The 25,233-nt window shown below is 40.7% G+C and carries 17 protein-coding genes; 9 read left to right on the top strand and 8 right to left on the bottom strand.

The genetic code is table 11. The features are described 5' to 3' along the window. Positions 1–196 precede the first annotated feature (196 nt). Together NPE20_RS07130 and NPE20_RS07135 are read left to right on the top strand one after the other, a co-directional pair. Entirely contained in the window at positions 197–799 is a 603-nt protein-coding gene (locus NPE20_RS07130) for a recombinase family protein (RefSeq protein ID WP_256537921.1), read from the top strand. Then, positions 796–996 (top strand): hypothetical protein, encoded by a 201-nt coding sequence (locus NPE20_RS07135; protein WP_256537922.1) that lies wholly within the window; start codon positions 796–798, stop codon positions 994–996. Before NPE20_RS07130 ends, NPE20_RS07135 begins: the two co-directional genes overlap by 4 nt. Positions 997–1,222: 226 nt before the next feature. Here NPE20_RS07135 and NPE20_RS07140 read toward each other — a convergent pair whose 3' ends face one another. Then, entirely contained in the window at positions 1,223–1,462 is a 240-nt protein-coding gene (locus NPE20_RS07140; protein WP_256537923.1) for a helix-turn-helix domain-containing protein, read from the bottom strand. A 94-nt stretch (positions 1,463–1,556) separates the two neighbouring features. Here NPE20_RS07140 and NPE20_RS07145 point away from each other — a divergent pair, with 94 nt between their 5' ends. Further along, entirely contained in the window at positions 1,557–2,381 is an 825-nt protein-coding gene (locus NPE20_RS07145; protein ID WP_256537924.1) for a hypothetical protein, read from the top strand. A 217-nt stretch (positions 2,382–2,598) separates the two neighbouring features. Here the strand turns inward: NPE20_RS07145 and NPE20_RS07150 are convergent, their stop codons facing one another. Together NPE20_RS07150 and NPE20_RS07155 are read right to left on the bottom strand one after the other, a co-directional pair. Continuing rightward, positions 2,599–3,804 (bottom strand): hypothetical protein, encoded by a 1,206-nt coding sequence (locus NPE20_RS07150; RefSeq protein ID WP_256537925.1) that lies wholly within the window; start codon positions 3,802–3,804, stop codon positions 2,599–2,601. Between the two features lie 102 nt (positions 3,805–3,906). Then, positions 3,907–4,179, bottom strand: a complete 273-nt coding sequence (locus NPE20_RS07155) for a hypothetical protein (protein WP_256537926.1) — start codon at positions 4,177–4,179, stop codon at positions 3,907–3,909. Positions 4,180–4,623: 444 nt separating this feature from the next. Between NPE20_RS07155 and NPE20_RS07160 the strand changes: the two genes are divergently transcribed. Further along, on the top strand, positions 4,624–5,727 hold the full coding sequence (locus tag NPE20_RS07160) for a hypothetical protein (RefSeq protein WP_256537927.1): 1,104 nt from the start codon (positions 4,624–4,626) through the stop codon (positions 5,725–5,727). A 134-nt stretch (positions 5,728–5,861) separates the two neighbouring features. Here NPE20_RS07160 and NPE20_RS07165 read toward each other — a convergent pair whose 3' ends face one another. Continuing rightward, positions 5,862–11,189, bottom strand: a complete 5,328-nt coding sequence (locus tag NPE20_RS07165; protein WP_256537928.1) for an Ig-like domain-containing protein — start codon at positions 11,187–11,189, stop codon at positions 5,862–5,864. A 319-nt stretch (positions 11,190–11,508) separates the two neighbouring features. Between NPE20_RS07165 and NPE20_RS07170 the strand changes: the two genes are divergently transcribed. From NPE20_RS07170 to NPE20_RS07185, 4 genes are all read left to right on the top strand, one after another. Continuing rightward, positions 11,509–13,170, top strand: a complete 1,662-nt coding sequence (locus NPE20_RS07170; RefSeq protein ID WP_256537929.1) for a serine hydrolase domain-containing protein — start codon at positions 11,509–11,511, stop codon at positions 13,168–13,170. 636 nt (positions 13,171–13,806) lie between these two features. Further along, entirely contained in the window at positions 13,807–15,945 is a 2,139-nt protein-coding gene (locus tag NPE20_RS07175) for a hybrid sensor histidine kinase/response regulator (protein ID WP_256537930.1), read from the top strand. 226 nt (positions 15,946–16,171) lie between these two features. Beyond that, positions 16,172–16,906 (top strand): LytR/AlgR family response regulator transcription factor, encoded by a 735-nt coding sequence (locus tag NPE20_RS07180; RefSeq protein WP_256537931.1) that lies wholly within the window; start codon positions 16,172–16,174, stop codon positions 16,904–16,906. 363 nt (positions 16,907–17,269) lie between these two features. Next, positions 17,270–17,992, top strand: a complete 723-nt coding sequence (locus tag NPE20_RS07185; protein WP_256537932.1) for a sensor histidine kinase — start codon at positions 17,270–17,272, stop codon at positions 17,990–17,992. A 52-nt stretch (positions 17,993–18,044) separates the two neighbouring features. Here the strand turns inward: NPE20_RS07185 and NPE20_RS07190 are convergent, their stop codons facing one another. After that, a complete protein-coding gene (locus NPE20_RS07190) occupies positions 18,045–19,058 on the bottom strand; it encodes a zinc-binding alcohol dehydrogenase family protein (protein WP_256537933.1) in 1,014 nt (337 codons plus the stop codon). A gap of 107 nt (positions 19,059–19,165) precedes the next feature. Then, positions 19,166–20,812, bottom strand: coding sequence for an alpha-L-fucosidase (locus NPE20_RS07195; RefSeq protein ID WP_256537934.1), 1,647 nt, complete (start codon positions 20,810–20,812; stop codon positions 19,166–19,168). 336 nt (positions 20,813–21,148) lie between these two features. Between NPE20_RS07195 and NPE20_RS07200 the strand changes: the two genes are divergently transcribed. After that, a complete protein-coding gene (locus tag NPE20_RS07200) occupies positions 21,149–22,030 on the top strand; it encodes a helix-turn-helix domain-containing protein (RefSeq protein ID WP_256537935.1) in 882 nt (293 codons plus the stop codon). A 160-nt stretch (positions 22,031–22,190) separates the two neighbouring features. Here the strand turns inward: NPE20_RS07200 and NPE20_RS07205 are convergent, their stop codons facing one another. Then, positions 22,191–23,084, bottom strand: coding sequence for a glycoside hydrolase family 43 protein (locus NPE20_RS07205; protein WP_256537936.1), 894 nt, complete (start codon positions 23,082–23,084; stop codon positions 22,191–22,193). A 233-nt stretch (positions 23,085–23,317) separates the two neighbouring features. Beyond that, positions 23,318–25,225, bottom strand: a complete 1,908-nt coding sequence (locus NPE20_RS07210; protein WP_256537937.1) for a RagB/SusD family nutrient uptake outer membrane protein — start codon at positions 25,223–25,225, stop codon at positions 23,318–23,320. Positions 25,226–25,233: the final 8 nt, after the last annotated feature.

Here is a 25,233-nt window from a genome sequence, read left to right on the forward strand (position 1 = left end):
AAATATTTCACTAATATACTAATATACTATACATTGATATTAATGCTACCTTCTGCGAAATTCTTTCGGATTTAAGCGTGTTACATTTAATTATGAAATAAAGTAATACAAAAACAATCTGAAAATAAAACAGAACTAGCTTGTAGTTAATCGTTTTTTGTAGTAACTTTAATCTAAGATTAAAAAGAATACAAATATGCGAATTAAATACAATAGGGTTTCCACATTACAACAAACGGGTAATCGTTTCTCTGCTGATGAAGAAAAATATGATGAAACCTTTTTGGATAGAGTGTCAGGAACCTTGGCATTTAAAGACCGACCCGAAGGAAAGAAAATAATAAAGTTAGTTGAGCAAGGGTTAGTTAAAACACTTGTGGTCGAAGAATTTTCACGGTTGGGAAGAAATACAGGTGACGTAATTAATGTTCTCGGTTGGCTTGAAGAAAGAGGTGTCAATGTCATTATCAAAAACTTAGGTATTGAATCACGACCCAACGGAAAGAAAAATCCTATTTGGAAAATGATTTCTTCTGTGATGTCTTCACTTTACGAACTGGAGTTAGAAAACATTAAGGAAAGAACTACTATAGGTAGGTTAGTATATGTTCAAAATGGCGGCAAGCTCGGCAGGCCAGAAGGCACCTCAGAAAATAAAAAAACATTTTTGGATAAACCCACATCCCAAAAAATAATTAAAGGATTGCGTAAAGGCTTAACAGTTCGGGAAATTGGTAATAACGTTAAAGTGTCAACTAAAACAGTTATGAAGGTGAAAAATCTTATAGCAAATATATGAACGCACATAAATTAGCAGAAATACTCTTAAAGGGAAAAGATTTTCCAGTAATTATTCCATCAAATAGCAATGGAGTTAACGCTGAATTGATAGCAAATATTTACGTTTTGCAAAATGTCGAATCTCCTTTTGAATATTCTATTTTTTTGGAGGGAAGGTGCGCTAATGAAAATCCAATTATTAATGTTAAGGATTAATTGATGGTTCTGTACATGTATAAAAAACTCTGACTTCAAAAAGTTCAAAGGTTGAGCATCCACTTGTTTTTCACAGATTTTGTAAATTATTCTATTATTTTAAAAAATAGATAATTTACTGTTTTAAAGCCACTTGTATCAAAGAGTTACTGTTTTTAGTAGTTTACATTTGGCTCCGGTTTTTGTTTGAAAAGTGAAAAAACACCCAAAAAAAAGTCCTGTTTTATTAGTTAATAAATTTAACTGGAACCTCATGTAAAAACTCTTTTACATCTACTTCCAAGGCGCCCGCAAGAATAAATAAACTGGAGACTTTAGCATCCACTTGACCATTCTCAATTCTAACAATCTGGCTTTTTTCAACTTCTGCCAAATTCGCCAAAGCTTGCATAGATAAACCTTTCCGTTCTCTTAATTTCTTGAGATTGGCTCCTATATTCTTGGCTATAGTTTTTTTATCAACCATTAGCCTCAAATGTGTTATTGATTTTAAAGAATATTGGAGGCTTTTAAGCCTCCAATTGAATTCTTTTTTTATCTTTGGATAAAAACCTTTCTCAATGAAAAAAGCGTTAATAATTAGTTTCTTATTATTTTCTTTCCTAAGCCAAGCTCAACAAATCACAAAACATCTTGCTTATCGTCAAACAATTACTTCCTACCAAAATAAGGTTATCAAGTTGAGCTATTCCAAAAAATATTTAAATCCAGACGACAGTGTGTTTATTACCAAATACACCGTATATAATATTTCCGGTAAGCCGTATGTTTATATTAATGCTAATCATAACAAGAAAAATCGACATATTACAGTAGACGTTGTAGATGCGCATGGGGGCATCTTTAGCCATATACATACCGAAGAATATGACTATCAAGAACCAACTGAAAAATATTTTGGAATAAGTGGGAGCTACAGAGCGTTAGGTGGAGATAAGTACCCATATCAATTGAGCTTATACTTCCCAGATGCAAAGCATGAACGTGTAAATGTCGTTATTACGAATGCCACCGATTATAAAGTTAGCAACAGCCCGTACGTAGCATATACATTAAAGGATGAAATGCTACCATCAAAGCCCCCTATTTTATCCAATGGTGCTTTAAAGACAAATCAAAACATTAAAAATCCTAATGGAAAAGTTGTAACAGAATCATCAAAGATATTACCTGACCCTTTGGATGGGCTGAAAAGGAAAGTTGTAACTACCAAGCTTAACAAGGCAGAAATTTTTCAATATTACCTCGTGTTTCATGAAAAAAGTGGTGGAGAAAATCATTTCTACTTACCGGCCTTGAGCGATGGAAGTGATTCTTGCATATTAGTTCAGTTAGAAAAAAAAGGTAATTTATACTTGTTGAAGTTTAGTAATCAATGTGATTAAATATTACTTTAGAATTTATTTATGAAAAACACAACGATTTCCGAATGGGGGCGTTGGTGTCTTTTTCTAAAAATAGCTGTTGAATATACGAAACACCAAAAAAGATTTAAGTGGCATTTTTTAAAATTTGAATATCTAACAGTAAGAATCTTCTTACTATTGTGATAAGATTTATGTTAAAAGTCTCCTACAGCGAATGTATGGAGACTTTTATTTTTCAATCACCCAACTCCAAGTACTTATTTTCTTTAATAGCCCAAATAAAATTGGCTTTAAAATCAGCAAGCTTACGTTTGAATTTATTAAAAGGAGGCAATGATAAATTGACCTGTTCAAAATAAATTTCATCTAATGATTTTACTATTGAATTGAACAAATCATCAGGCGAATAACATGGCCTACTCTCTTCCACCAGATTACTCTCTATAGAATGGTAATCTGGTGGAATCTCTCGATTATATATTGTTAAAAAATCTTCGGCTTTAAGGATTTTAAAGCACTCTAACGATTCCTTATCCATCTCTAAGCATTCCTCTAACTTATCTTTTAAAAGGCCATGAATCGTCTGTTTAACACTATCATGACCGTATTTATCAAGTAAATCTTGAATTTTTATTTTAGCTTTTCTACGCTCCTCTTTATTTAAATTTCCTTTTCTCCAAGTCGTAGGATTTTTAAGAATTAAATAAGTTTTGTAATCATCATCACTTATATCTCCTCCATCTGAAATATGTTCGTCAACAAGAATTTTATCGAAAGTGTCAAGTATTAAGTTTCCAATTATTTGAATTACTTCAGGGTTAAGAAATTCCAAGAATGTAGTCGGATTATAATTTTTAAGACCGTGCAGCATTCTAAGTTTTTGGGTCTTTAAAATCCTCACCTCAACTCTTAAAATATTACCCACTTTATGATAGATTTTGAAATGGTATTGGTCAGATATTGTAAAATACCGTCCCAACTTGTATCCATTTTTATCTTTACTATCTATCGTTGAAGGGCGTACACTTCCCCCATCAGATTGCAATACAATAAACTTATCAAAGAACTCTTCATCTGGTTTAAAGCCTAAATCAATATTAAGTCCGAACTCTGGAGATTGTAACTTTACAATATTAGGCGGTATCTCAAATTGTTTACAAAATTCCAATGCAGTTTTAATTAATGCTGATAGTTTAAAATCATTAGCGTTATCCCCACCATCATTAAAAAACCGATGAAGACTACCATCAATAATTACCAAATCTTCACTCTTGTCCTGATATTTACAGGTTTCAAAATCAAGGGCTTTATAGGTAGCAAATCTTTTATTGCTATCAGTTGTGTAGTTATTGGCATCTCTTTCAAACTTTAATGTTGAATGTTTTAAAAGGTAATTTTTAAGCACAGAGCTACAATAAGGAATTTTAAAATAATCTAACAATCATTTATTCATTGAGAAAAAGCTCATTAAATATTTATCAATATTAATGCGGAATTTTCATAGTTAATTGCGGTTCAATAAATGCGGTTGTTATAATAAAATTTAGCGTGTTGGTCTTGGCTTCCTTGTTAAAAGCTCTTCTCTTATTTTTAGACCTATTTCTTCTTTTTTGAGCTTCTTTGTTGGAGTAAAAAGTAACCTATGTATATCATCAACTTGTTGCATCATCTTAGATATACTATTTTGAAATGATGATAATTGATTTTCAATTTCCAATAACTTCTGATTTTCACCAGTGAGTTGATTAGCGATTAATAAATAAGATTCTTTGATTTTGTTAAAATCGTCAACCTGAATGTTGAACTCTTGGTTCATCGGAGATAATCTTAAAAAACAAAGCATTGGCTATGCATTTTATGCCAATAAATTGTTTCAGTAAGTTAAGACTATGCCACTTGAGATGGTTCGTCTATTTCCGATTTTGTTAATTAAGCAAATCTTGTTTTTTTTTCTGAAATGAAAAAAAAAAGTTGAAAATAGTTACTAAAAACCCTGTCAAAAGTCTGCCAAATACGCTTTTTAGACGTTTTAAAAACCACATTTAAATGAAAATTAGGCTGTTTTCATTTAAGATTTTATCAGAAATTGAATCCCTAGCTCTCCGCAGAAATACAGATATAGCCTCTTACATAACGTAAGAGGCTTTTTTGTGCTTTTATCCTGGTGACTTGGTTTTGAAATAATGTGTAATAGATGGTCACTTTCACCGAAATCTCTGGCTAAATAGCTATTCGAGCGTATCAAGTATTACCTTTGCCCATGAAAAAGATCCTGACGGCCCTTCTGATCCTAATACAGTTACCCGTTTTCGCTCAAAACAGGTTAAAAGACATCCTGGAACTCGGGCCGGAATCGTTCCCTGCCAACATGCCAAAGGTTAAAATCTGGATCAGCCAGAATTTGTCCGGGTTATTTATTTCGGATTTCCAGTTCTCAGAAAGTTATAATCATGACAGCAAGTCTTTCAGCTTTTCCATCTTAGGGAAAGATGTTAACGGATTACCCCTGAGTAATACCGGCGGACTGGTTTTAAGCTTCCAATCTGTTAGCAAAGCACCAAGATACCGCTCGGGTACAATTAACGGCGCTTATCATAAAGATATCAATGCCTACCGCACCGATTTTGACGTGAACAATTTTCACTTTACACCCAAAGAGTATTTTATGCTCACCACGCAATACCTCCGCATTTCAGACGATCAGGCCGTGGCAAATACGCTAAACTTTATGGTTGACAATCATCAGAACACCTCTAAACTGAAGCAATTTGTGAAAGATGTTAACCTCAGGATGAAAACCAAATTAGAAGTGCCTAAAAGCGATATGATGACAGATCTGATGCCCGCGCTAAAAACGCAGTTTAAGGATTCCATCAGGCAGGTTATTTATTATACCTATATAGAGGCTAAAACGCTTGAACTGACTACACTGAAAATGAATGAGTACTTTACCATTGCTATCCACGAGAATGTGTTTTTCAAGCTGGATGACATGATCAACCCTAAAATTGATATTTCATACGTAAAGCCCGAAACGCTATTATTTCCGCCCAATATGCTTTCCATGTCAGCCGACTCGGGAGCCAACTTCAAATACAGCCAGACAAAAGCAGAACTGGACTACAAAAACCGGGAACTCACCATCACTTTCACCGGAAAATTCACTAGACCCGTTAAATTGATCAGCGGCAAATACAAAGATTACACTGTAAAAAAAGGCTATAAGCTGACTAAACCACTACCAGGTAAAGAAACCCTTAAAAATGTTAACGAGGTCATCGTCATAGTCTCAGAGAAGGATGTCCGTACGGAGATCCATAGCTTGGATGAGGGCGAATACGAACTTTTTAATGCTAAATGGTAGGTTTTTCAGCATAGAGCTTTTTTGTTACAGCGGATAACTAAGCTATATCCAATAGATGAAAACTGAACCCTGTTTATCCTCACAATTTTATGAGGATACATTTATGGTGATACATTTTTGATGCTTAAATAATATTACCTGACAACCAGCACATAGCCTGACAAAACCTGGCTATTAAGTTTGGTATCAATTTTATAATAATATGTTCCTGCAGGCACGGGTTTTCCGTTATAGGTGCCATCCCAGGCCTTTGAGTAACCTATAGAGTGAAATAGTTGTTGCCCGTAGCGGTTAAATATGTCTACTACAGCATCCTGATAGGCAACAAGCCCCAGGATATTCCAAAAGTCGTTATTTCCGTCGCCGTTTGGTGTAAATGTGTTAGGAATTGTTAACGTCGGCGATACTAGTATTTTGGTTTTATCGGTATTAACGCAGCCCCTTGAATCGGTTATCTGCAATGTATAATCCTGGTCAGTATTACCGCCGGTTAGCACAGGGTTTTTAACGGTAGTGCTGCTTAATCCGATGGCCGGCGACCATAAATACTGTACATTTTCATCACTAACCGAGGGGGTTAAAGTAATTGCCTTGCCGGGCAGAATGTATCTTATGCCACCGGCATTTACAGTTGGCGGCGGGATAAACTTAAGCGTCATCCGATCTGTGGCGGTATAGCAGTCGCTTGGGGTTAGAGCAGTTAATGATAATATAACAGAACCCGCTTGTACATCTGCTGCACTCGGGTTATAAAACGCGTCGAGATCTGTGGCAGAGCTGAAGGTTCCGGTACCGGATGTTTTCCAGACAACATCTCCGTCATACCCGGACCTCTTTACCCCTTCTAATTTAACCGTGGCATCCTGCGAACAAACTTCACGATCAAGACCCGCGCTGGTCGCCGATACTTGCCCGAAATTTATTGTTACATCAGCAGTTGCAGAAGTACAATTGTCTTTACTGGTTGAGATTAACGTTAGCGTAACAGAACCCGCGGCCAAGTCTGCGGGCGATGGAATATATTTAGGCTGGTTTGCATTGTCGTTCAACCGCGATGGCGAAAAATCCCCGCTTGCGGCTCCTTTGGGCTCCCAATAACCGGTAGTAGTACCTCCTGTTATACTCCCGATAAGCTGAACGGGTTTATCCCCACATTGTTTTAGAATTGGGCCCGCTTTGACAACGGGTAGTGCGTTTACTTTAACATCTACAGAACCGGCAGGGCTGGTACAATCATTAACGATAACAAATAAATTATATGTCCCGTTGTTGGCTGTGGTAACATTAGTAATATCAGGATTTTGTTGAGTGGATATATAGCCGTTTGGCCCTGTCCATTGGTAGCTTGCATTGGGTACTGTTGCCGTACGAAGCTGTATAGTGTTATTCACACAAACAGGAGAATTGCTCTTGGCTACAGGCATGGCCGGCTGTGGGTTTACGGTAACTATATAATTAAACGGAGTGCCTGCGCAATCAAAGGCAAAGGGTGTTATAATATAAGTAACCTTTACCGGTATAGTGCCGGTGTTAATTAAACTTTCATCAATAACATTATTTGTTTGGTTGGTTACCGCGGGGTTGCTAATATTTGCAACCGCATCCCTTTTCCAGCTAAATGTAGCCGATGGTATGTTTGACTGAATAGCATAATTTTGAGGGGTTCCGCTACAGGCTATTCCGGTATCATCACTGATGATCTTTGCTTCCGGCTTTACGGTCATCACCAGGTTAAACGGCGGGCCATCACAATTAGCTGTTTTATAGTTAAACACATACGTAACATCAATTGAGGCGGTAGTGGTGTTATGCAAAACTTCTTTGATGATTGGGGCAGTTTGCCCTGTTACCGCAGCATTGCTTATACCAGCAACAGCGGCCCTGCTCCAGGAAACACTCGTACCAGCGCCTGCAGGCTCAAGGTTAATAGTGAAATTGTGCGGAGTATCGTTACAGACAGAGGCTGTTGAACTATTGGTAACCACAGGCAATGGATTAACAGTAACCTGGTAAGTAAAAGGAGGCCCTGCACAACCATTGGCTGTTGGCGTAATAATATATTTTACAATTACCGGCGTGTTTACTGTACTTATTAAAGTTTCGGTTAAAGGCCCTGTGGTTACATCTGTTGCAGCGGCATTACTAACACCGGGTACAACTGCCCGGCTCCATGAAAAAGTTGATGCAGCTGAAGCTTCAATGTTATAGCTAAACGGCACGCCACTGCAAGCAATACCACTTGCCTGACTTGTAATATGAGGCGCCGGATTTACTGTTACGTTAACGGGTACGCGCTCGCTGGTACAACTGTTAACTGTTGTTTGCACATAATAAGTTTTATTGGCTGTTAATATTGGAGTTGTAAAAACAGCATCGATTGATAAGGGGCTGCCTCCTACCGGTACGTCAAACCATTTATAAGTACCTGTTGAGCCTCTGGCTGTTAGCACCGCCGGGTTACCCGCGCAAACAGGCGGATTATCAAACTGCGGTGCTGCCGGGGTTTGTGTAACAGTTACATTAACAGATGTGCGGCTACTGGTTAAACCGTTTTTGGTTACCTCAACATAATAAATTGTATTTGCAGTTATCGGCGGAGTGTTAAATATAGGACCGGTAAAAAGCGAATTGCCGCCGGCAGGCACATCAAACCAGTTGTAAGTACCTCCGGGTGCGGTGGGCTGTAACCTCGCAATACTGCCCATACAAACCGTTGTACCGCCCGCAGTTGGCGCTGCCGGTATAGTGTTAATATGAATGGTAACGGTAGACGATAACTGCCCGCAAGTGCCCGCAGGCGCGTCGGACTTTAAGGTAAGTGTTACCGTAGTTGCTCCGTTAGCGGGTGGTGTATAGGTAGCCCGGGGATCGCTGACGTCGGAAAAACTTCCAGGCCCCGACCATTTCCCTGTTCCGCTGCTGATACTACCACCTAATTGAACCGAGCTCCCTACAGAAACAGGTTTCTCGGGACCAGCGTTGACGATAATCTGTGGATCAATAGTTATCTGCTGTTCAAAACTAACTTCCGGGCAACCACTGTCTGCACCTATCGTGTTCTTTATAGTATATAGCCCGGGCTTGCTTGCGTCGAGATCTATTTCCCCGGTAGATCTATCCCTGAAAACCAGGTTAGGCGACGAGCCGGTGAAGGCACCCGCAGTTGCACCAACACCAAAAACAGGTAATGGATTTGTCCCCCCCTGGCAATATGATGATTTAGCGTAAGTAAACTGCGCGTTGGGTGTAGATGTGATGGTTATATTAACGCTGCTATTCCCGGGGCAGGTACCGCCATAAGTAAAAGTAACTGCATATTTTCCGGGTATGCTTGCAGCGATATTGATCTCGCCGGTGGTATTGCTTACAAATACCAATCCCGCAGGAGTAGCACTAAAAGTCCCTCCAGATGGATTATTGATGACGGGTTTGGCATTGGCACTTGCCGTACAGAATGTGCCCGATGCATACGAAAACTGTAAACTGAGCACATCTATCATAGATACCGTTACCGGTGTGCGCCCGCTTACGCATGTTCCGCTTACAGCCCGCACATAATAAGTGGTGGCTCTAAACAACACTGGGGTGTCGAATGTATTGCCAGTTGCCAGTGGTGCTCCTCCCGAAGCAGCGGCATACCACTCGGCAGTGCCTCCGGGTACATTAACCGTTAAATGAGCCGATGAGCCCGGGCAAACAGATTGGTTGCCAACAATAGGTGCCGCTGGTATTGGAGTTACCGTTACCGGGACTGCTACGCGTTCGCTTGTGCAATCATTAGCAGTACTTTGTACGTAATAAGTCTTGGTTGTTGTTAATCCGGGCGTAACGTAAACAGGGCCTGTAATTAATGGGGTACCACCGGTAGCTACGTCATACCACTCATAATTATCGGGCGACCCTGAAGCTGTAAGCGTCACCTGGTCCCCCGCACATACACTCGCCGCCGGTACAGTTGGTACGGGCACAGGCGCAAGCACAGTTACTTTTACAGCTGTACGCTCGCTTACACAACCCGATTCTGTTGTTTGAACATAATAAGTGGCATCCGCAGTTAATGCCGGGGTTGTGTAAACGGCGCCCGAAAATAACGAAGTGCCACCTGTAGGTACGTTGTACCATTGAAACGTTCCGCCACCCAATGACGAAGCAGTTAAAGTTGCCCCATATCCTGAGCATATAATGGGTTCGCTGGCAGAAGGGGGCGCCGGTGGTGGCTTTACAACTACCTCAATTGGCGTACGTTCACTGCTGCAGGCACCGTTCATGTGCTGAACATAATAAATAGTTGAGCTCGTGAGCACAGGTGTTTGATAGGTAACGCCTTCCTTCAGCAAAATGCCGCCCGTTGCCTGATCATACCAGGCGTAGGTGCCGGTAGGTGCACTGTCTGCGATTAATGGCACGCTGCTTCCGCTGCAGATGCTAACGCTTTGAGGTTGCGGCGGTGTTGGCGGCGACGTTATTATTACGGTTACCGGGGTACGGCTGCTCTCGCAACCATTTATAGTTGTTTGTACATAATAAGTGGTGGTAGCGGTAAGCGGTGGTGTGGTATAATCAGGACTTGAAATTAAAGAGGTGCCTCCGGTTGGCACATCAAACCAATCAAATATACCATCCGGAGCATTAGCGTGTAAAGTTACTACCGATCCGGTACACGCTGCAGGAGGTGGACTGGTAGTAGGAGCCTGTGGCGCTGCGGTTACTTTGGCGGTTACCGGTGTGCGCGCACTGGTACATCCGTTTATAATGGCCACCACATAATAAATTTTAGTGCTGAATAGTACCGGTGTTACAAATGTTGGTTCGAAACCAAGGGGAGTCCCCCCTGTCGCTACATCGTACCACGTGTAACTATCTCCGCCACTGGCTGATAGCGGGGCTGGATTACCCGGGCATATTGTTACACCCTGTGTAATTGGCTTCCCCGTAACATTAGCAGTAACCGCAGTTCTTGTGCTGGTACAGCCAGAAATTGTTGTTTCAACATAATAAATTGTACGCTGTGTAATTGGAGGTGTTTGGTAGGTACTACCGGTTGTTAGAGCAGTGCCCCCGGTTGGTACGTCGTACCAACGATATTCGCCTCCCGGACCCGTTGCTGTAAGTGTTGCAGGAGTATTAGGGCATACCGTTTGGTTGGAAGCCCTGGGGGCACCAGGTGTAATTATTGACGAAATGACTTTGTTTGCTTTAACCGAGCATCCGGGTGTTTTATCGCTCACATTTACGATATAAGTGCCCTCTTTATTTACACTTATTGATGGTGTGGTTTCACCTGTACTCCAAATGTAAGTGTAAGGTCCTGTACCGCCTGAAGGATTCGCAGTTAACACAATACTGTTTCCAGAACATATAGTTGGGCCTGTTGACGAAATGGTTGCACTTAGCGTACAATTCTGACCATATCCGATAAACGGCAATAGTATAAATAAGAATATCAGTATTTGTTTAGGCATAGCCTTATAAGTCACTTTATGCCCGATTGTTTGCAACTACCGAAAAGCTCATTCCGGAGTCTTTGAGCAAAATGTTAAAGTTCTGATTAACAATGGTATATATAAATACTACTACATCAATAATAGCGTGATAAATATAATATTTTGTTTTCAAGTAATGAACAAAATGAACAAGCAGGGATAATAAAATCGTATTGGCCTGTATTTTACAGCTATATTTAATATAATATATTGCAACACATTGCACCTTGCCTGCGTCATACACTCAGCAACCGAAAACATTATGAGCCTTTCCAAAAAACATCTTTTTACTTGCTTAATGTTAATTAGCGCAGTGGCACAAGTGCCTGCGCAAAGCCTGCCAGATTCCGCTGCAAAAAAAATTGATGCCTTATTTAAAAAGTGGGATAACAGCAGCAGTCCCGGGTACGCCGTGGGTGTTGTAAGGAACGATTCGCTTATTTTTGCAAAGGGATACGGCGTGGCTAACCTGGAATATAATATCCCTATTGCACCCGAAACAATTTTTCATATGGCTTCGGTATCCAAACAGTTTACCGCTTTTTCAATTGTGTTGCTGGCCCGGCAGGGAAAGTTAAACCTTGATGATGATATTCATAAATATCTCCCCTGGTTTCCGGATCTGAAAGTAAAGATCACGGTGCGGAATCTTTTGAACCACACCAGCGGCATCCGCGACCAATGGCAATTACTTGCAATAGCCGGCACCCGGTTACATGACGTGATCACGCAGGACCAGATCATAAAAATATTAGGCAAACAACAGGCACTCAATTTTAACCCGGGCGAAGAATGGAGTTATTCAAACAGCGGATATACCATGCTGGCCGAAATTGTACGCGCCGTTAGCGGTAAAAGCCTGCGACAATTTACCGACTCAGTTTTTTTTAAGCCGCTGGGGATGAAAAATACGAACTTTCATGACGATTATACCGAAATAGTACCAAACCGTTCTTACTCTTACGACCGGAAAGATGATACCCATTTTCAAAATAGCATCCTCAGCTATTCTGTTGCCGGCGCTACCAGCTTGTTTACCAATGTGGATGATATGAGCAAATGGGTAATGAATTTTTATAACCATAAAGTAGGCGATCAGCAGGATATAGAACAATTAACACAAAAAGGTAAACTGAATAACGGCAAAGAACAAAATTATGCTTTAGGCATTTCTGTTGATGATTACAAAGGGCACAAAAGATATTCCCATGATGGTGGCGATGCCGGTTATCGCACCAGCGTTAGTGTTTTCCCCGACCAAAAGATGGGTTTCATCGTTTTCAGTAATCTTGGCGATACAGACCCCGGGGGTAAGGCTGCACAATTAAGCGACCTTTTTATGAAAGACCTTTCGCCCAAAAAAGACTCGCCCAAACCTACGGTTGCCGATAGCGCCGCAATATTCAACGATACTTTGGCCATAAAAAAAATCCTGGGGAATTATATCGCCGATGATGGCATCCGCTTTGGTTTCCAGCTAAAAGATAAAAAGCTTTATTTGGAGCAGAATGGGCATATTAACCAGTTAGCAAGAGGGACAAAAGACACCCTGGTTATGCCAAAATTTCCGGATGTGAGGTTTGTTTTCAAGGTAAAAAGCCCGAAAGAAACCATACTTGACGAATATTGGCCCCAGGGGCACCGCCGGCTTGTAAGATATAACGCAGTTGCAAAACAAACTGATAAACAATTGCTTGCCTATACGGGTAACTATTATTGCCCCGAACTGGATTGCAGCTACCAGATCGTTTTAAAAGATCATCGTTTACTGCTTACCAATAGCAAATACAATGAATCCCCGCTAAATTTATATGGCGATGATCAATTAATCAACGACTTTTGGTGGATGTCTAATTTAAAGATCCTCAGAAATAATAAAGATCAGATCACCGGGTTTGAGGTTAATTCGGGGCGAATAAAGCATCTGCTGTTTAAAAAAGAACCGGAATTAAGGGATTAGAGCGTTTTCAAGAGCAACCTTATAAAATCCAGGCCACATAATTCACAGATCAGATCTGTCTGTTACCTTTTAGATTCCGTCGGTTGTTTTTTACTATGTATCGGCTTTCTAAAAATTTCACGGAAGTATTCTTCTATTTGTAGGTTGAAGCTTGTGGCTATCTCTGCTTTAATATCAATACCCCTGTAAAGCAGCCCCCCGAAAAGCTCCAACTTTAAACTAACCTGAGCGCTGTATAAAATGCCCATTTAAGAATTAGTTTTTTGTTATTACCTTAAAAGGATTGTTAAGACTGATGTGATGCTCCACGATGAAAGAAAATTTTTAAGATGCAGGAAATGCACGCAGCCTTTCCATTATAAAATGCCCAGAAACTGGTTTGGACAAACATTTTTATTTTTTTTACCCATAAAACGGTACTTCTGCGCAAAATGCCTTAAGTCCCGGTACCGGATCATGTCGGTAAAAAAAGAAAGATTATACAAAATATAAGCCGGCATTAGTTTGCAAGGCACCTGCGGCCTATAAATTTTTAATCCCTCAGAAAAACATCATTGATTTTGACCATTTTTGGGCAGGCATACCTTGTTTGTAGTGCCTGCCATAGGCTGCCGGTAACGCAGAATAACGAACAAGATGCATCATAAAAAAAAATTAGCCGCTACTAATATTAAGAGCCTGTCGAGAAGGATACTTATTGCGTTCATACTATTTGTAATTGCATTAGTAATTGCCGCGCTTTTTGTAAATAATTCTATCTCGCGGCAATTAGCCGATCTTTCAAAGCAAACATCGGGTATTGAATATGATGAGGTAAAATCGCAGAGGGCTTTACTGTTGCTCCATGAAGCGGAGGATGATTTCCAGGAATCGCTTTTAACCGCCAACTCGCCAAAAACCGAGTCCTATAAAACAAAACTTTCGCAATCGTTTAACCTTATCGACAGCTTGCTTAAAGATAATATCGACACAACAAAATTATCGGCAGCGCAACGTATTAAAGTAAGGTATTTGTATTTAAAAAAACTTAAGCTCTCTGATAACCTATATATTTTAAAATACAGTTTTGATTCCCTTTTAAAAAAACCTCTGAGTGCGGATACGTTAAACAACAGTTTAACCCTTAATGCCCCGCCTATCCGCAAAGAGAAAGTTACCAACAGCAGCGATACAGTAAAAAGTGCCGCCAAGGTTAGCAAAAAAGGCTTATTTGCCAGGATAAAAGATGCCATCACCAATAAAAACGCCTCCCCTGCGGCAGGTGTAACGGTGATCAGTTATACCCACAGCAAAAGGATAATTGATTCGTTAAATAAGGCAACGGTTAACCGCAATAAAAATTTTTACAGTAAAAAGCTACAACAGCTGCAGCAGCGTAATTCAAAACTGTTTGCTACACAAAAGGAGATGATACTCCTAAACACGCACATCAACAATGAACTGGAAAGGATAGTAAATGATATTAAAAATATCAACCTCAATATTATCAATGAGCTTAAAGAAAATGCGCTAAAAAGTTATCGTGATACCACCGCGTTATTAAACAAATTTTACCTCGGGTCGCTTTCAATAGTGCTGATATTTGCCACGCTGCTTATTGTATTTATTATAAACCTTAACCGGGCCGAGGCTTACTTATTACGTGAGAATCAACGCTCGGTTGCCATTGCGCAACAAAAGATGGACCTGTTGTTACACATGAGCCACGAGGTACGCAACCCACTTACGGCTATTAACGGCTTTTTATACATTTTTAGCCGTTCAAACCTATCAGCCAGGCAAATAGATATGCTAAGCTCTATCAGGCTTTCGTCTGATATGTTGCTGCATACCTTAAATGATACGCTCGATGCAGCGAAAATGGAAACCAACACCTTCAAAATAAACAGCGATCCGTTTAACCCCAATACCGTTTTAAAGGAAGTGATTGAAAGCATGGAATTTAGCGCAACCAAAAAACAGCTTAGCCTCGAATATTATTTTGACGGAGATAAAGAAGCGATGATACTGGGTGACAGTTTCAGGCTTAAGCAAATAATGGTTAATTTATTAAGCAATGCTGTAAAATACACCAAACAGGGCGGCATTACGATAAAAGCGCAGCTTGTACAAAGCGGCGAAGAAAACAAATTACAAATAAAAATTATCGACACCGGTGCGGGCATCAGTACCGAGCAGCAGGCTAAACTTTTCTCTAAATATTACCAGTCAAACTCGGCTAAGGGACAAGTAGGTACAGGGCTGGGCTTGTATATCTGCAAGCAGCTTATTCAGTTACAAAACGGTGCAATAAATGTAGAAAGCGATGAAAAAACGGGGAGCACCTTCAGCTTTTTTATCCCTTATAAAAACTACCTGCCTGCTCAATCTGAACAGGCAACAAATAACCCTGTATGGAAATTAAACGGCATAAGCATATTGGCGGTTGACAGCAACGAACTTAGCTTAATATTCCTCAAAATGATGACCGATAAGTGGAACGTCAAATTTCATGGTGCATTAAGCGGAGACGAAGCCTTGCAATTAATAGCAAAAGAACCCATACAAATTGTACTGGCCGATTTAAACTTGCCCGGCATGAATGCCGCAGAACTTGTAGCTAACATAAAAAGCTTAAAAGTTTCGTTAAATAAACTACCTGTTATTGTGATCAGTAATGATGGGCTGCCATCCGAAAGGGAAAGATATTTGGAGCAGGGCTTTGCCGGTGTTTTGGTAAAACCGTTTATTGAGGCCGAACTGATAAAGCAGATCATACTGGCATTGGGGCTATAATAGCAGTTGTGGAATGGGATGCAGCAATTGAGAAATAAACAAACATTTTCGTTCTTAGGGGTACAAACATTTTTATCACACTAATAAATAATAATATAAAGCAATAACATAATTTTATACTCTAATAATACTATACAGCCAACCAATCCCACTAAAGGCAATCATAATGTGCCAATAATAACGGGTTTGGGAATTTATTGACCAATTATTGCTTATATCTTCGCCTATGCCAATCAATTGTATCATTGTAGATGACGACGAGTCAGCGATATCTCATCTGCGGATATTTATAAGTCAGATACCGTTTTTAAACCTGATAACCTTTTATCAATCGCCCTCAGAGGCCCTTTCCGCTATAGAAACACAAGATATCCAGCTGATATTTATGGATATAAATATGCCCGATATGAATGGTATGGAGCTTGCAAAAATGCTGCAGGCCATGCACGGCATTAACGCACCCCGCGTTATTTTTATAAGCGGGCATGAAAAATTTGCGTTGGAAGGTTATAAGGTAAACGCACTTGATTATTTGCTAAAACCGGTGATGTACGAGGAATTTTTAAAAGCTTGTTACAAGGCAAAAACATATTTCGCCGAAAAAGAAAAGCCGGTAACCCATGCCGATAGCTACGTAATAAACGAGTTTATTTTTTTAAAGGTGGAGTATGAAATGGTGCGCGTTTATTTAAAGGATATTTTATATCTGGAAGGTTTTAAAGATTACGTTAAAGTGTATTTAACGGGCAACAACGGGTATTTAAAAGCCTTAACTACCATGAAGGGCTTAGAAGAAAAGTTGCCTGTAAATGGTTTTATACGGGTGCACCGCTCCTTTATTGTCTCTGTCGATAAGATTGATGCGATCACCAAAAACACTATCAAGATCGGCAAAATAATAATCCCGGTAACGGAACAGTTTAAGGACGGTTTCAGGAAATTTGCGCATCAATGGTTCTGATAGCATCACCACCTCCGGTTATAGGAGTTTGTGCCTATCTAAAATTTTTAGAAGTATAGTAGTCCAACCTATTGGCCTTTCCGTCTGTCGTAACGGGGTATCTGTCGATACCTGTCTTTAGCTTCGGCAACTCTTTTTTTCTTTGTGAGTGAAGAATTGTTTATCGTTTATCGATAGCATAATTTTTCATAACAAAGGAGGAAATATGATGCATTTTATTTTACAACGTTTGTTACCAATTTTTGTAGTGCTGATTTGGAACGGTTGTATCATCTTTTTTGCCCGGGTCGCTGCCGGTTATCATCGCGGGCGTAAAAGGCAATATCTGTACCTGCATGAAACCGTTAAAATCAATCGTTTGCCATGGGTATAAAGTCTGAAAAAATAGAAACAGAAGATACTTTCTGCCAAACATTAATAGCTATCCTGGCGCACGACCTGCGGCAGCCTTTTGCTTCCATAGTGATGACCGCAGATGTAATTAAACATACCAGGCGCCCGTTGGCGGCAGACGAAATGCACTTGATTTTTGAAGAGTTAAGCAATACAGCCGCTAAAAGCATTGAATTACTGGATGGGTTGCTTTACTGGGTAAAATCAAAAAAAGAAAACTCGACAGGCAAAACACAGTCCCTGTTTTTGAACGACCTGATCCACGAGGCTAACAGCTTATATCTTTACGACCAGATCAGCAATAATATTACCTTATATAATATTATACCCGAACGGCAGATTATTTGTGCGCATAAAGAAATGCTGCAATTTATTAACCGCAATATTTTAAGTAATGCTACCAAATACTCGCGTAACGGCGGTACCATTGGCGTAACCTGCAGTGAAGACAGCGGCTGGATCACTGTTGCTTTTACCGACAGGGGCAACGGCATGACTGATAATCAGTTGCAAACCCTGTTTAACTTGCAGGACAACGAACCACCAGCATCCGGGTATCTAAAAAGCGCTGGAATGGCGATGAGCATTTGTAAGGATATGATAGAGCGGATGAATGGCAAGATCTGGGCAGAATCTATCCCAGGCGAAGGCACTACTTTTTATTACAGCCTGCCGCAAAAAAAGAACGGATAAATGTGTTTTAGAAAAGGGGTTTTAAGTGGGGCTGTTGCCTGGTACCTGTCAACTACACCTCTATCATGGCCTTAATTACCCCGTTGGCCGGATCGAGCCAACTTTTAAACTCATTTGTGACCTTGTCAAATTGTACACGATGGGTAATGTAATTAGACGGTTGCACCAAACCTTTTTTCATGGATGCAATAACATGCTCAAAATCTTCCCGTGTAGCATTACGACTGCTCATTAAAGTGGCCTCGCGCTTGTGAAATTCCGGATGGCTTAAAGTGATATCTCCCTTTTGCAAACCCACTAATATATATCTGGCGCCATGTGCCATGTATTGAAACCCGCCATTAATTGCTTTTAAGCTGCCCGTTGCATCTATCACCACGGTAGGCATATCTCCTTTTGTTATTGTAGCCAATCGTTCCGGTACATCTTCGGTAGATACATTAATAATATGATCTATGTTCAGTCTATCCCTGCAAAATTCAAGTCTTTTTGTGTTAAGGTCCATGGCAATTATTTTAGCCCCTGCAATATGGGCAAACTCCATTATTCCGAGGCCTATTGGCCCGGCTCCAATTACCAATACAAATTCGCCAGACTTCACATTCGCACGCCTGATACTGTGCGCCCCTATCGCCAAAGGCTCAACTAACGCCAGTTCATCATAACTTAAACCATCACCATGTACCAGTGAATGTATTGGCACATTCAGGTATTCAGTCATTCCGCCATCTACATGTACCCCGCAAACGTTAATTTGTGCACAACAGTTTGGTTTTCCCCATCTGCAGGCAATACAAACACCACAATTAAAGTATGGGATAATTGTAACGATCTCCCCTTTTTCAAACCCCGGCGCTCCGTTTGGTTCAACCAATTCTCCTGAAAGCTCATGCCCCAAAATACGGGGATAAGTAAAATAAGGCTGGGTTCCCTCAAAAGCATGAAGGTCCGTTCCGCAGACGCCTATTCTCCTGATCCTAATCTGTGCATAACCTTCTTTTACTTCGGGTTTAGCCTGTTCTTTAAAAACCAACCTGCCAGGCTCCTCACAAACTATCGCGTGCATATGATTTTTTGTTAAAGCTGAAAGATCCGTTCCATCATTACCCACTTTTCTTTTCCTGTCTGGGGTATGGTTATTGGGATTTCCACATTAATTGTTCCCATAAGATATTAAATAACCCCTTCAATTTTAAAAACGAACGCATCTTTACCCGGAGCCTGTTCCGGCAATTTTACTTTGAGGCCAGCGGTGGTTTGCTCAAAACTCAAATTATCGTTTCCAAGCAAGCTTACCCTGCTTACTTTGCCTGCCTCATTACCCGTTGCTAACCTTTTAATGAGGGCTTCATTTCCTGCCGGCCAGCCCAGCATAGTGGCATAAAGGGTTTTACCTTTTACAGTAAACCGGATATCTTCGGCCCCGAATGGTTTCCCCTTGCCTTCGTTAAAGCCCTGCGCATTGATGGGTGCTGCCGATTCTATTGCCGGGCCTTCTCCAAATACCTTCCAGGGGCGGGTGCCGTAAATTGCCTCGCCGTTAACCTGCATCCATGCCCCTATGTTTTCAACTACAGCACGTTCCTCGCTGTCAATAGTGCCATCGCCACGTACGGGGATATTCAACAGCAGGTTGCCATTTTTACTTACTATATCAACAAGTGTATGTATCACTGTTCTGGCGCTTTTGTAACCTTTGTCATCAAACAGGCGGCGATCATAGTGCCAGCTGCCAATACAGGTATCCGTTTGCCATGGCAAAGGTTCTATCTGGTTGCTTTGCCCGCGTTCAATATCCCATATCATGCATTTACGCTGCTGCTCATCCAATACTTTCCCAAACAGTGCCGCTTGTAGTTTACCATGCTTTTTAATACTGGTATTGTACATATGCGCGGCAATTTTTAAGCCTGCATCACTTACCGGCCAAAGGGGTAAGGCGGTATCATCAAAATAGATCAGTTCGGGGCCGTATTTGTCAATCAGTTCTATAGTGCGGTTCAAGAATTTATCGCAGTAGGCTTTATTGGGTACGCTGGCCCCGTTGCTCCAATCCCAGTGGCGGCCCATGCTACCGTCATCAAGGCTATCCTGGCTAAGGGCGTGGTTTTGCGCATACAATTCCTGCGGATCATAGCCATTCCACCATTTACCGGCACCATCTGCTTTGGTAAGCTTACCATCATAAGGGATACCTACATAGGGCCCGGTTTTATCTGCGCGCTGGGCAACTTCATACCAGGTCCAGGGGTGCGATGCATGTACCGATACGCCAAAAGGCAGACTGTGGTCTTTAGCGGCCTTCGCCCAGCCACCAATCAGATCTTTTTTAGGCCCAAGTTTAGTAGAGTTCCAGCTTTGGTATTTGCTGTCGTAAAGGTCAAAATTATCATGATGATTAGCCAGGGCCATAAAGTATTTGGCGCCGGCGCGTTTATACAAACTCACCAATTCGTTGGGATCCCAATTCTCGGCTTTCCATTCGTTGATCACATCCTTAAAACCAAATTTTGAGGGGTGGCCATATTTTTGAATGTGATATTTATACTGATCGCTACCCTCCTGATACATGCCACGTGCGTACCAATCACCACGTTCCGGCTGGCATTGCGGCCCCCAGTGCGCCCATATGCCAAACTTAGCATCACGAAACCAATCAGGTACCTGGTACTGACTCAATGAATCCCATGTTGGCTGAAACGGCCCAGCTGCAATACCCGGGTTTGAATGAGCTTGCAACAGATTGTTACTATACAGTTTAGACAGGTATAAGGAAGATAATCCTGTGGCCAAACCTTTTATTAATGTCCTTCTTTTCATAATCCGGGTTGGTGATTTTTCAATCAATAGCTATACTGGCCGTTACACAAATGAATAGCCGAACAATTAATTAAAATCCTGTAAATAGTTATATATCTATAATTGGTTGATCAGCAATTACATTGTTTGCGATCTATAATTGATAAATCAAATTTCTTTGAAATAATATATAAATAATTGACCTAATGGGACTTTTTTTTATACAAAACCGACATTTTGATTAATATTGCTCTGGCGAAGCACCAAACGTTATCGGAACTCCATCAACAGAAACGCATATAAAGATATCCGTATAGATGAAACTATAACTTAAAAATAGCTTATTTACTACTCATTATGATTAAAAGAGTCCTGAAGCATACATTTACGCTATTGAATGTAGATCATGTAAACCTTGGCCCGAAATGGAATTATAAAAACGTGATCAGCCCATATTTCAGACTTTATTACATTGATGCCGGTGCGGGCGAAATTTCAGATATTTCGACAAAACTGAACCTCGAGCCGGGATTTCTATACATGATACCAAGTTTCACTTTATGCAATCTTAGTTGCCAAAATCAGTTGAGTCAGTTTTTTATCCAGTTTTTTGAGGAATCATCAGATGGCATTTCCTTATTCGAATATAACCGGTCTGTTTTTAAAGTAAAAGCAACAAAAGTTGACATCCTGAATATTGCCCGTTTACTGGAAATAAATCCTGGCAGGGGCATAAACCGTTCTGACAACCCCAGGATCTATGAAAAAAACATCTTTTACAAAGAGTATCAAGGCCTTAATAATCAGCAAAACATGGCGACTTTTACAGAAACCCATGGCATTCTTTTGCAATTGGTCTCTCGCTTTTTAACACCAGCTATATTCGAACATAAAGAAGCGAGCCACATACCGGTTAAAATCCTTAATGCAATTAGCTATATCCAATTAAACCTGCACCAGGAACTGTCAGTAGCCAATCTGGCTGAAAAAGCGAACCAGCATGCCGATTACTTTTCACGCCTGTTTAAACAGTATACAGGTGAAAGACCATTAAAATACATCCATGAAAAAAGAATTGAGCGGGCACAATACCTGATGGTTACCACTCAGATGACTTACGCAGAAATTGCAAGCCAAACAGGCTTTGAAAATATATTTTATTTTTCCAAAATATTTAAAAAGATTACCGGCATGTCTCCTGGTAATTATAAAAAACAAATTGATTTTGTCAGTTTTTAGGCTCTCAAACAGTTTTAAGAGCGATCAAAATGTTCAATATATCTTATCCTTCTGTTGATCTCTTTTATGTAAAGAGTTTAAAGATCTGTGCCGATGGCACCGCTCCCATTTAAGTAATAAGTGAGGCTAAGAATGTTTTAGATCTTGAGTTTGCGTATTATCATTTTGTGGCATGTTTTAATTCTAAAAACTGAAAACTGTTTTTATCCATTATCGAAACAGCCGGCTTGCCATTTGTAAATGTCGCTTTAATAATAGCCGTTTTTCTTTTCCCTACACTGTTGTTAGTGTGGTGAGTGTGAAACACATAATACAACTGATTGGAATTGCCCGTGAAAAAATCGCCGTGCCCGGTCCCGTTTTGCCCAATAAGCGCCCTATTGAGTATAGGGTTCTTTTCATATTTTACCCATGGCCCCATGGGTGAACTTGCCGTTGCGTAACCTACCGCGTAATCAATGTTCCTGAAATCATTGGCCGAATAAAATAAGTAATAAAGGCCATCACGTTTCATTACTGTTGGCCCTTCTGCAACGGGCCATTTTACCTTTTCTGTATTTTCCCAGGGGGCTTCGGCGCTGATGCATTCTTTAGCGGTGTTTTCTTCGATGTCAGACAAGTCGCTCTTTAACCGGGCGACAAAGATGCGGTTACCCTCCTGCAAACGAACATGATACAGATATAAACTACCGTCGGTATCCCTAAAAACATACGGGTCTATTTGCTTGCCCGTTCCCGAAATAGCTTTGATCACCTTTTGTGTAAAGGGGCCTAATGGGCTATCACTTTCAGCTATGGCGATATGTTCATCGGCTGTATACGCCATGTAATATTTACCCTTTTGTTTAAATATCTGTGGGGCCCAGAAACCCTTTGTGCCATAACTGTCGCCTTTTAAAAGCGCGTGGCCGTTGCGTTTACCAACCGGGCCGCTCCAATTTTTTAAATCGACTGACTGGTATACCCAAAAACCATCAGGGCTGCCTGTACCGTATAAATAATACATGCCATTATCTTTAAAAACGGTAGGATCGGCCAGGCAGATAGTATCCACCGGTAAATTATGCCGTTCTAAGTTTTTTGATAATGCTAAAGAAGATAAAGCTGATAAAACACAGCAAAAAATTATTAATAGTTTTTTCACCTGATGGTATTTTAAAGGCATTTTACGGTCTGCTAATGCTAAATTAAACAACTAACCGGCAATAGTCAATATAACGGACTTACAAAACTGCTTAAGTAAACAACCCCCACCTGAGGCGGGGGTTGTTTGATCCAGGCGAATGGTTATTTTTCGCCGGCAATGGCATCTTCTAAATTATCATAAGGCGCAACGTTCTTTTCATAGCCGGAGTACCCGAAATTTTGATTTACCCTTCCTCCGCTATTAGCATCAATGTCGCCCTGTGGTACAGGCCACAATATGTGGTAAGGGCTAATGCTAAATGTAGTACCGTAAGTTGTTTTTACGCGCTTACGATAAAAGTCGTTATAAGTAATTACCCGGTTATACCAGTAGCTGTCTTTTGAAAGGTTTTCTACCGTATAAGTTTTACCAAATTCATCAGATTTATGCGTTGTAGCAAATATGTATGACACGCGGCTTAATTCCATATGACGCAGCTCCTCATAATATAGTTCACGGCAACGCTCATCCATTATTTTGCCCATGGTCATTTCGCCGGCAGTATACATTTTTGTACACTTGGCACGGCTGCGAATAGTATTAACATCGGCTGCGGCTAAAGCCAGTTCGCCCTTCCAAAAGTGAGCTTCGGCACGTAACAAATAGGTTTCTGCTAACCTGTAAACATACCAGTCGCCTGCTCCGCCATTATAATTATCCTGTGTTTCAGATCTTGGCGATTCTACAAATAGTTTATAGTGTGGCCAGTCAAACCAGGTTCTTACGGTATCAGCTATCAATAACTTGCCGGCGTCATTATATAGTTGCAGGTTTTTACCATAATAAGGGTCGGGATTTTTTAAGGTTTGTAATGTTGGGTTGTTATATACCAGGTCTTCCATATTCATCCAGTTGCCTGTGGCCCTGCTATGGCGAAGGTCATCCGTGTCATCCCAAATAGCATGGTTGCTATACCAGGTACCGCGTGAGTGGGCTATGCCCCTGCCGTATGTTTTACGAATATCAATTTTCCCGTTAGTAGCTTTATAGCTCGAGCTCATGCCGGCGTTACCGTTTGGAGTAATTATTAATTGTGTGCCGGTGCCCGAATAATATGGAGTAGCATTGCGCATGGTATACATATCCTGGCGGCTATTGGCAAGTTCTTCACGGCTAACAAGTGTCATGATCGACTCTTTATTTGCGCTAATAGATTTATTTTGCGAGCGGTGAAGGTCCCATATCACATTACGGGTGATATTGTGGATGTTTGGCATAGGGTTTACGAAAGTGCCAAAACTGTTAGTCATCAACGAATAGCCCGAGCTGTTGATCAGATTATCTGCGGTGGCAATGGCTTTATCAAACTGGCCGGTTGCCAAATAACATTTTATAAGTAACTGCTGGCATGCCCCTTTATTTACACCGCCAAAATCGCCAACTGCAGGTACGTGTTCAACAGCAAACTCCATATCGCTTGTTATTTTTTGCAGTATAACCGATGCCTTGGTAGATTTATAATTAACCTTGGGCGAGCTTACCGCTTGCGTAAGAAAAGGTACATCTCCAAAATCAAATACCAGCCACAAGTATCGAAAGGCACGATGAAAATATGCCATGCCCAGCATCTGGTCTTTTAAAGTGGGGTCTAAACCAGGCACGCGGTCAACGTTAGAGATAACAGTGTTGGCGTATTTAATGCCATTATACCCCTCATGCCAAAAATAATTGATGTGATTGGTATTGATATCGTCATTATTAGAAGTTGGTGTGATCACGGCATTAAGGTCCTGTGCAGGGCCCGATTTATCGGTGATGCCGCTTACAGCCTCTTCGCTAAAGAGCATATCGGTAAGTATGGGGGCATTTTCGCCGTACCAAACGTGTGTAAGGTTACGGTTACAGGCAGTAATGGCAGCCTGCAAACCTTCTTTAGTGGTAAAGGTAACGCCCGGCTCATAAACTGAAAGCGGGTCGGGCTTTAAAAAATCCCTTTTGCATCCGTATGAACAATGCAGTGCAATAGTTATTAAGCTAATTCTTAATATCTGGTATGATTTGATTTTCATTTTCTGAA

This window comes from Mucilaginibacter aquariorum (assembly GCF_024498135.1).
In the GTDB taxonomy this organism is placed as follows: domain Bacteria; phylum Bacteroidota; class Bacteroidia; order Sphingobacteriales; family Sphingobacteriaceae; genus Mucilaginibacter; species Mucilaginibacter aquariorum.

What these genes read in the sequence shown, in the direction of transcription:
- NPE20_RS07130 (WP_256537921.1), top strand. Translation starts at nt 197, where the DNA reads ATGCGAATTAAATACAATAGGGTTTCCACATTACAACAAACGGGTAAT.
- NPE20_RS07135 (WP_256537922.1), top strand. Translation starts at nt 796, where the DNA reads ATGAACGCACATAAATTAGCAGAAATACTCTTAAAGGGAAAAGATTTT.
- NPE20_RS07140 (WP_256537923.1), bottom strand. Translation starts at nt 1,462, where the DNA reads ATGGTTGATAAAAAAACTATAGCCAAGAATATAGGAGCCAATCTCAAG.
- NPE20_RS07145 (WP_256537924.1), top strand. Translation starts at nt 1,557, where the DNA reads ATGAAAAAAGCGTTAATAATTAGTTTCTTATTATTTTCTTTCCTAAGC.
- NPE20_RS07155 (WP_256537926.1), bottom strand. Translation starts at nt 4,179, where the DNA reads ATGAACCAAGAGTTCAACATTCAGGTTGACGATTTTAACAAAATCAAA.
- NPE20_RS07160 (WP_256537927.1), top strand. Translation starts at nt 4,624, where the DNA reads ATGAAAAAGATCCTGACGGCCCTTCTGATCCTAATACAGTTACCCGTT.
- NPE20_RS07165 (WP_256537928.1), bottom strand. Translation starts at nt 11,189, where the DNA reads ATGCCTAAACAAATACTGATATTCTTATTTATACTATTGCCGTTTATC.
- NPE20_RS07170 (WP_256537929.1), top strand. Translation starts at nt 11,509, where the DNA reads ATGTTAATTAGCGCAGTGGCACAAGTGCCTGCGCAAAGCCTGCCAGAT.
- NPE20_RS07175 (WP_256537930.1), top strand. Translation starts at nt 13,807, where the DNA reads ATGCATCATAAAAAAAAATTAGCCGCTACTAATATTAAGAGCCTGTCG.
- NPE20_RS07180 (WP_256537931.1), top strand. Translation starts at nt 16,172, where the DNA reads ATGCCAATCAATTGTATCATTGTAGATGACGACGAGTCAGCGATATCT.
- NPE20_RS07185 (WP_256537932.1), top strand. Translation starts at nt 17,270, where the DNA reads ATGGGTATAAAGTCTGAAAAAATAGAAACAGAAGATACTTTCTGCCAA.
- NPE20_RS07190 (WP_256537933.1), bottom strand. Translation starts at nt 19,058, where the DNA reads ATGCACGCGATAGTTTGTGAGGAGCCTGGCAGGTTGGTTTTTAAAGAA.
- NPE20_RS07195 (WP_256537934.1), bottom strand. Translation starts at nt 20,812, where the DNA reads ATGAAAAGAAGGACATTAATAAAAGGTTTGGCCACAGGATTATCTTCC.
- NPE20_RS07200 (WP_256537935.1), top strand. Translation starts at nt 21,149, where the DNA reads ATGATTAAAAGAGTCCTGAAGCATACATTTACGCTATTGAATGTAGAT.
- NPE20_RS07210 (WP_256537937.1), bottom strand. Translation starts at nt 25,225, where the DNA reads ATGAAAATCAAATCATACCAGATATTAAGAATTAGCTTAATAACTATT.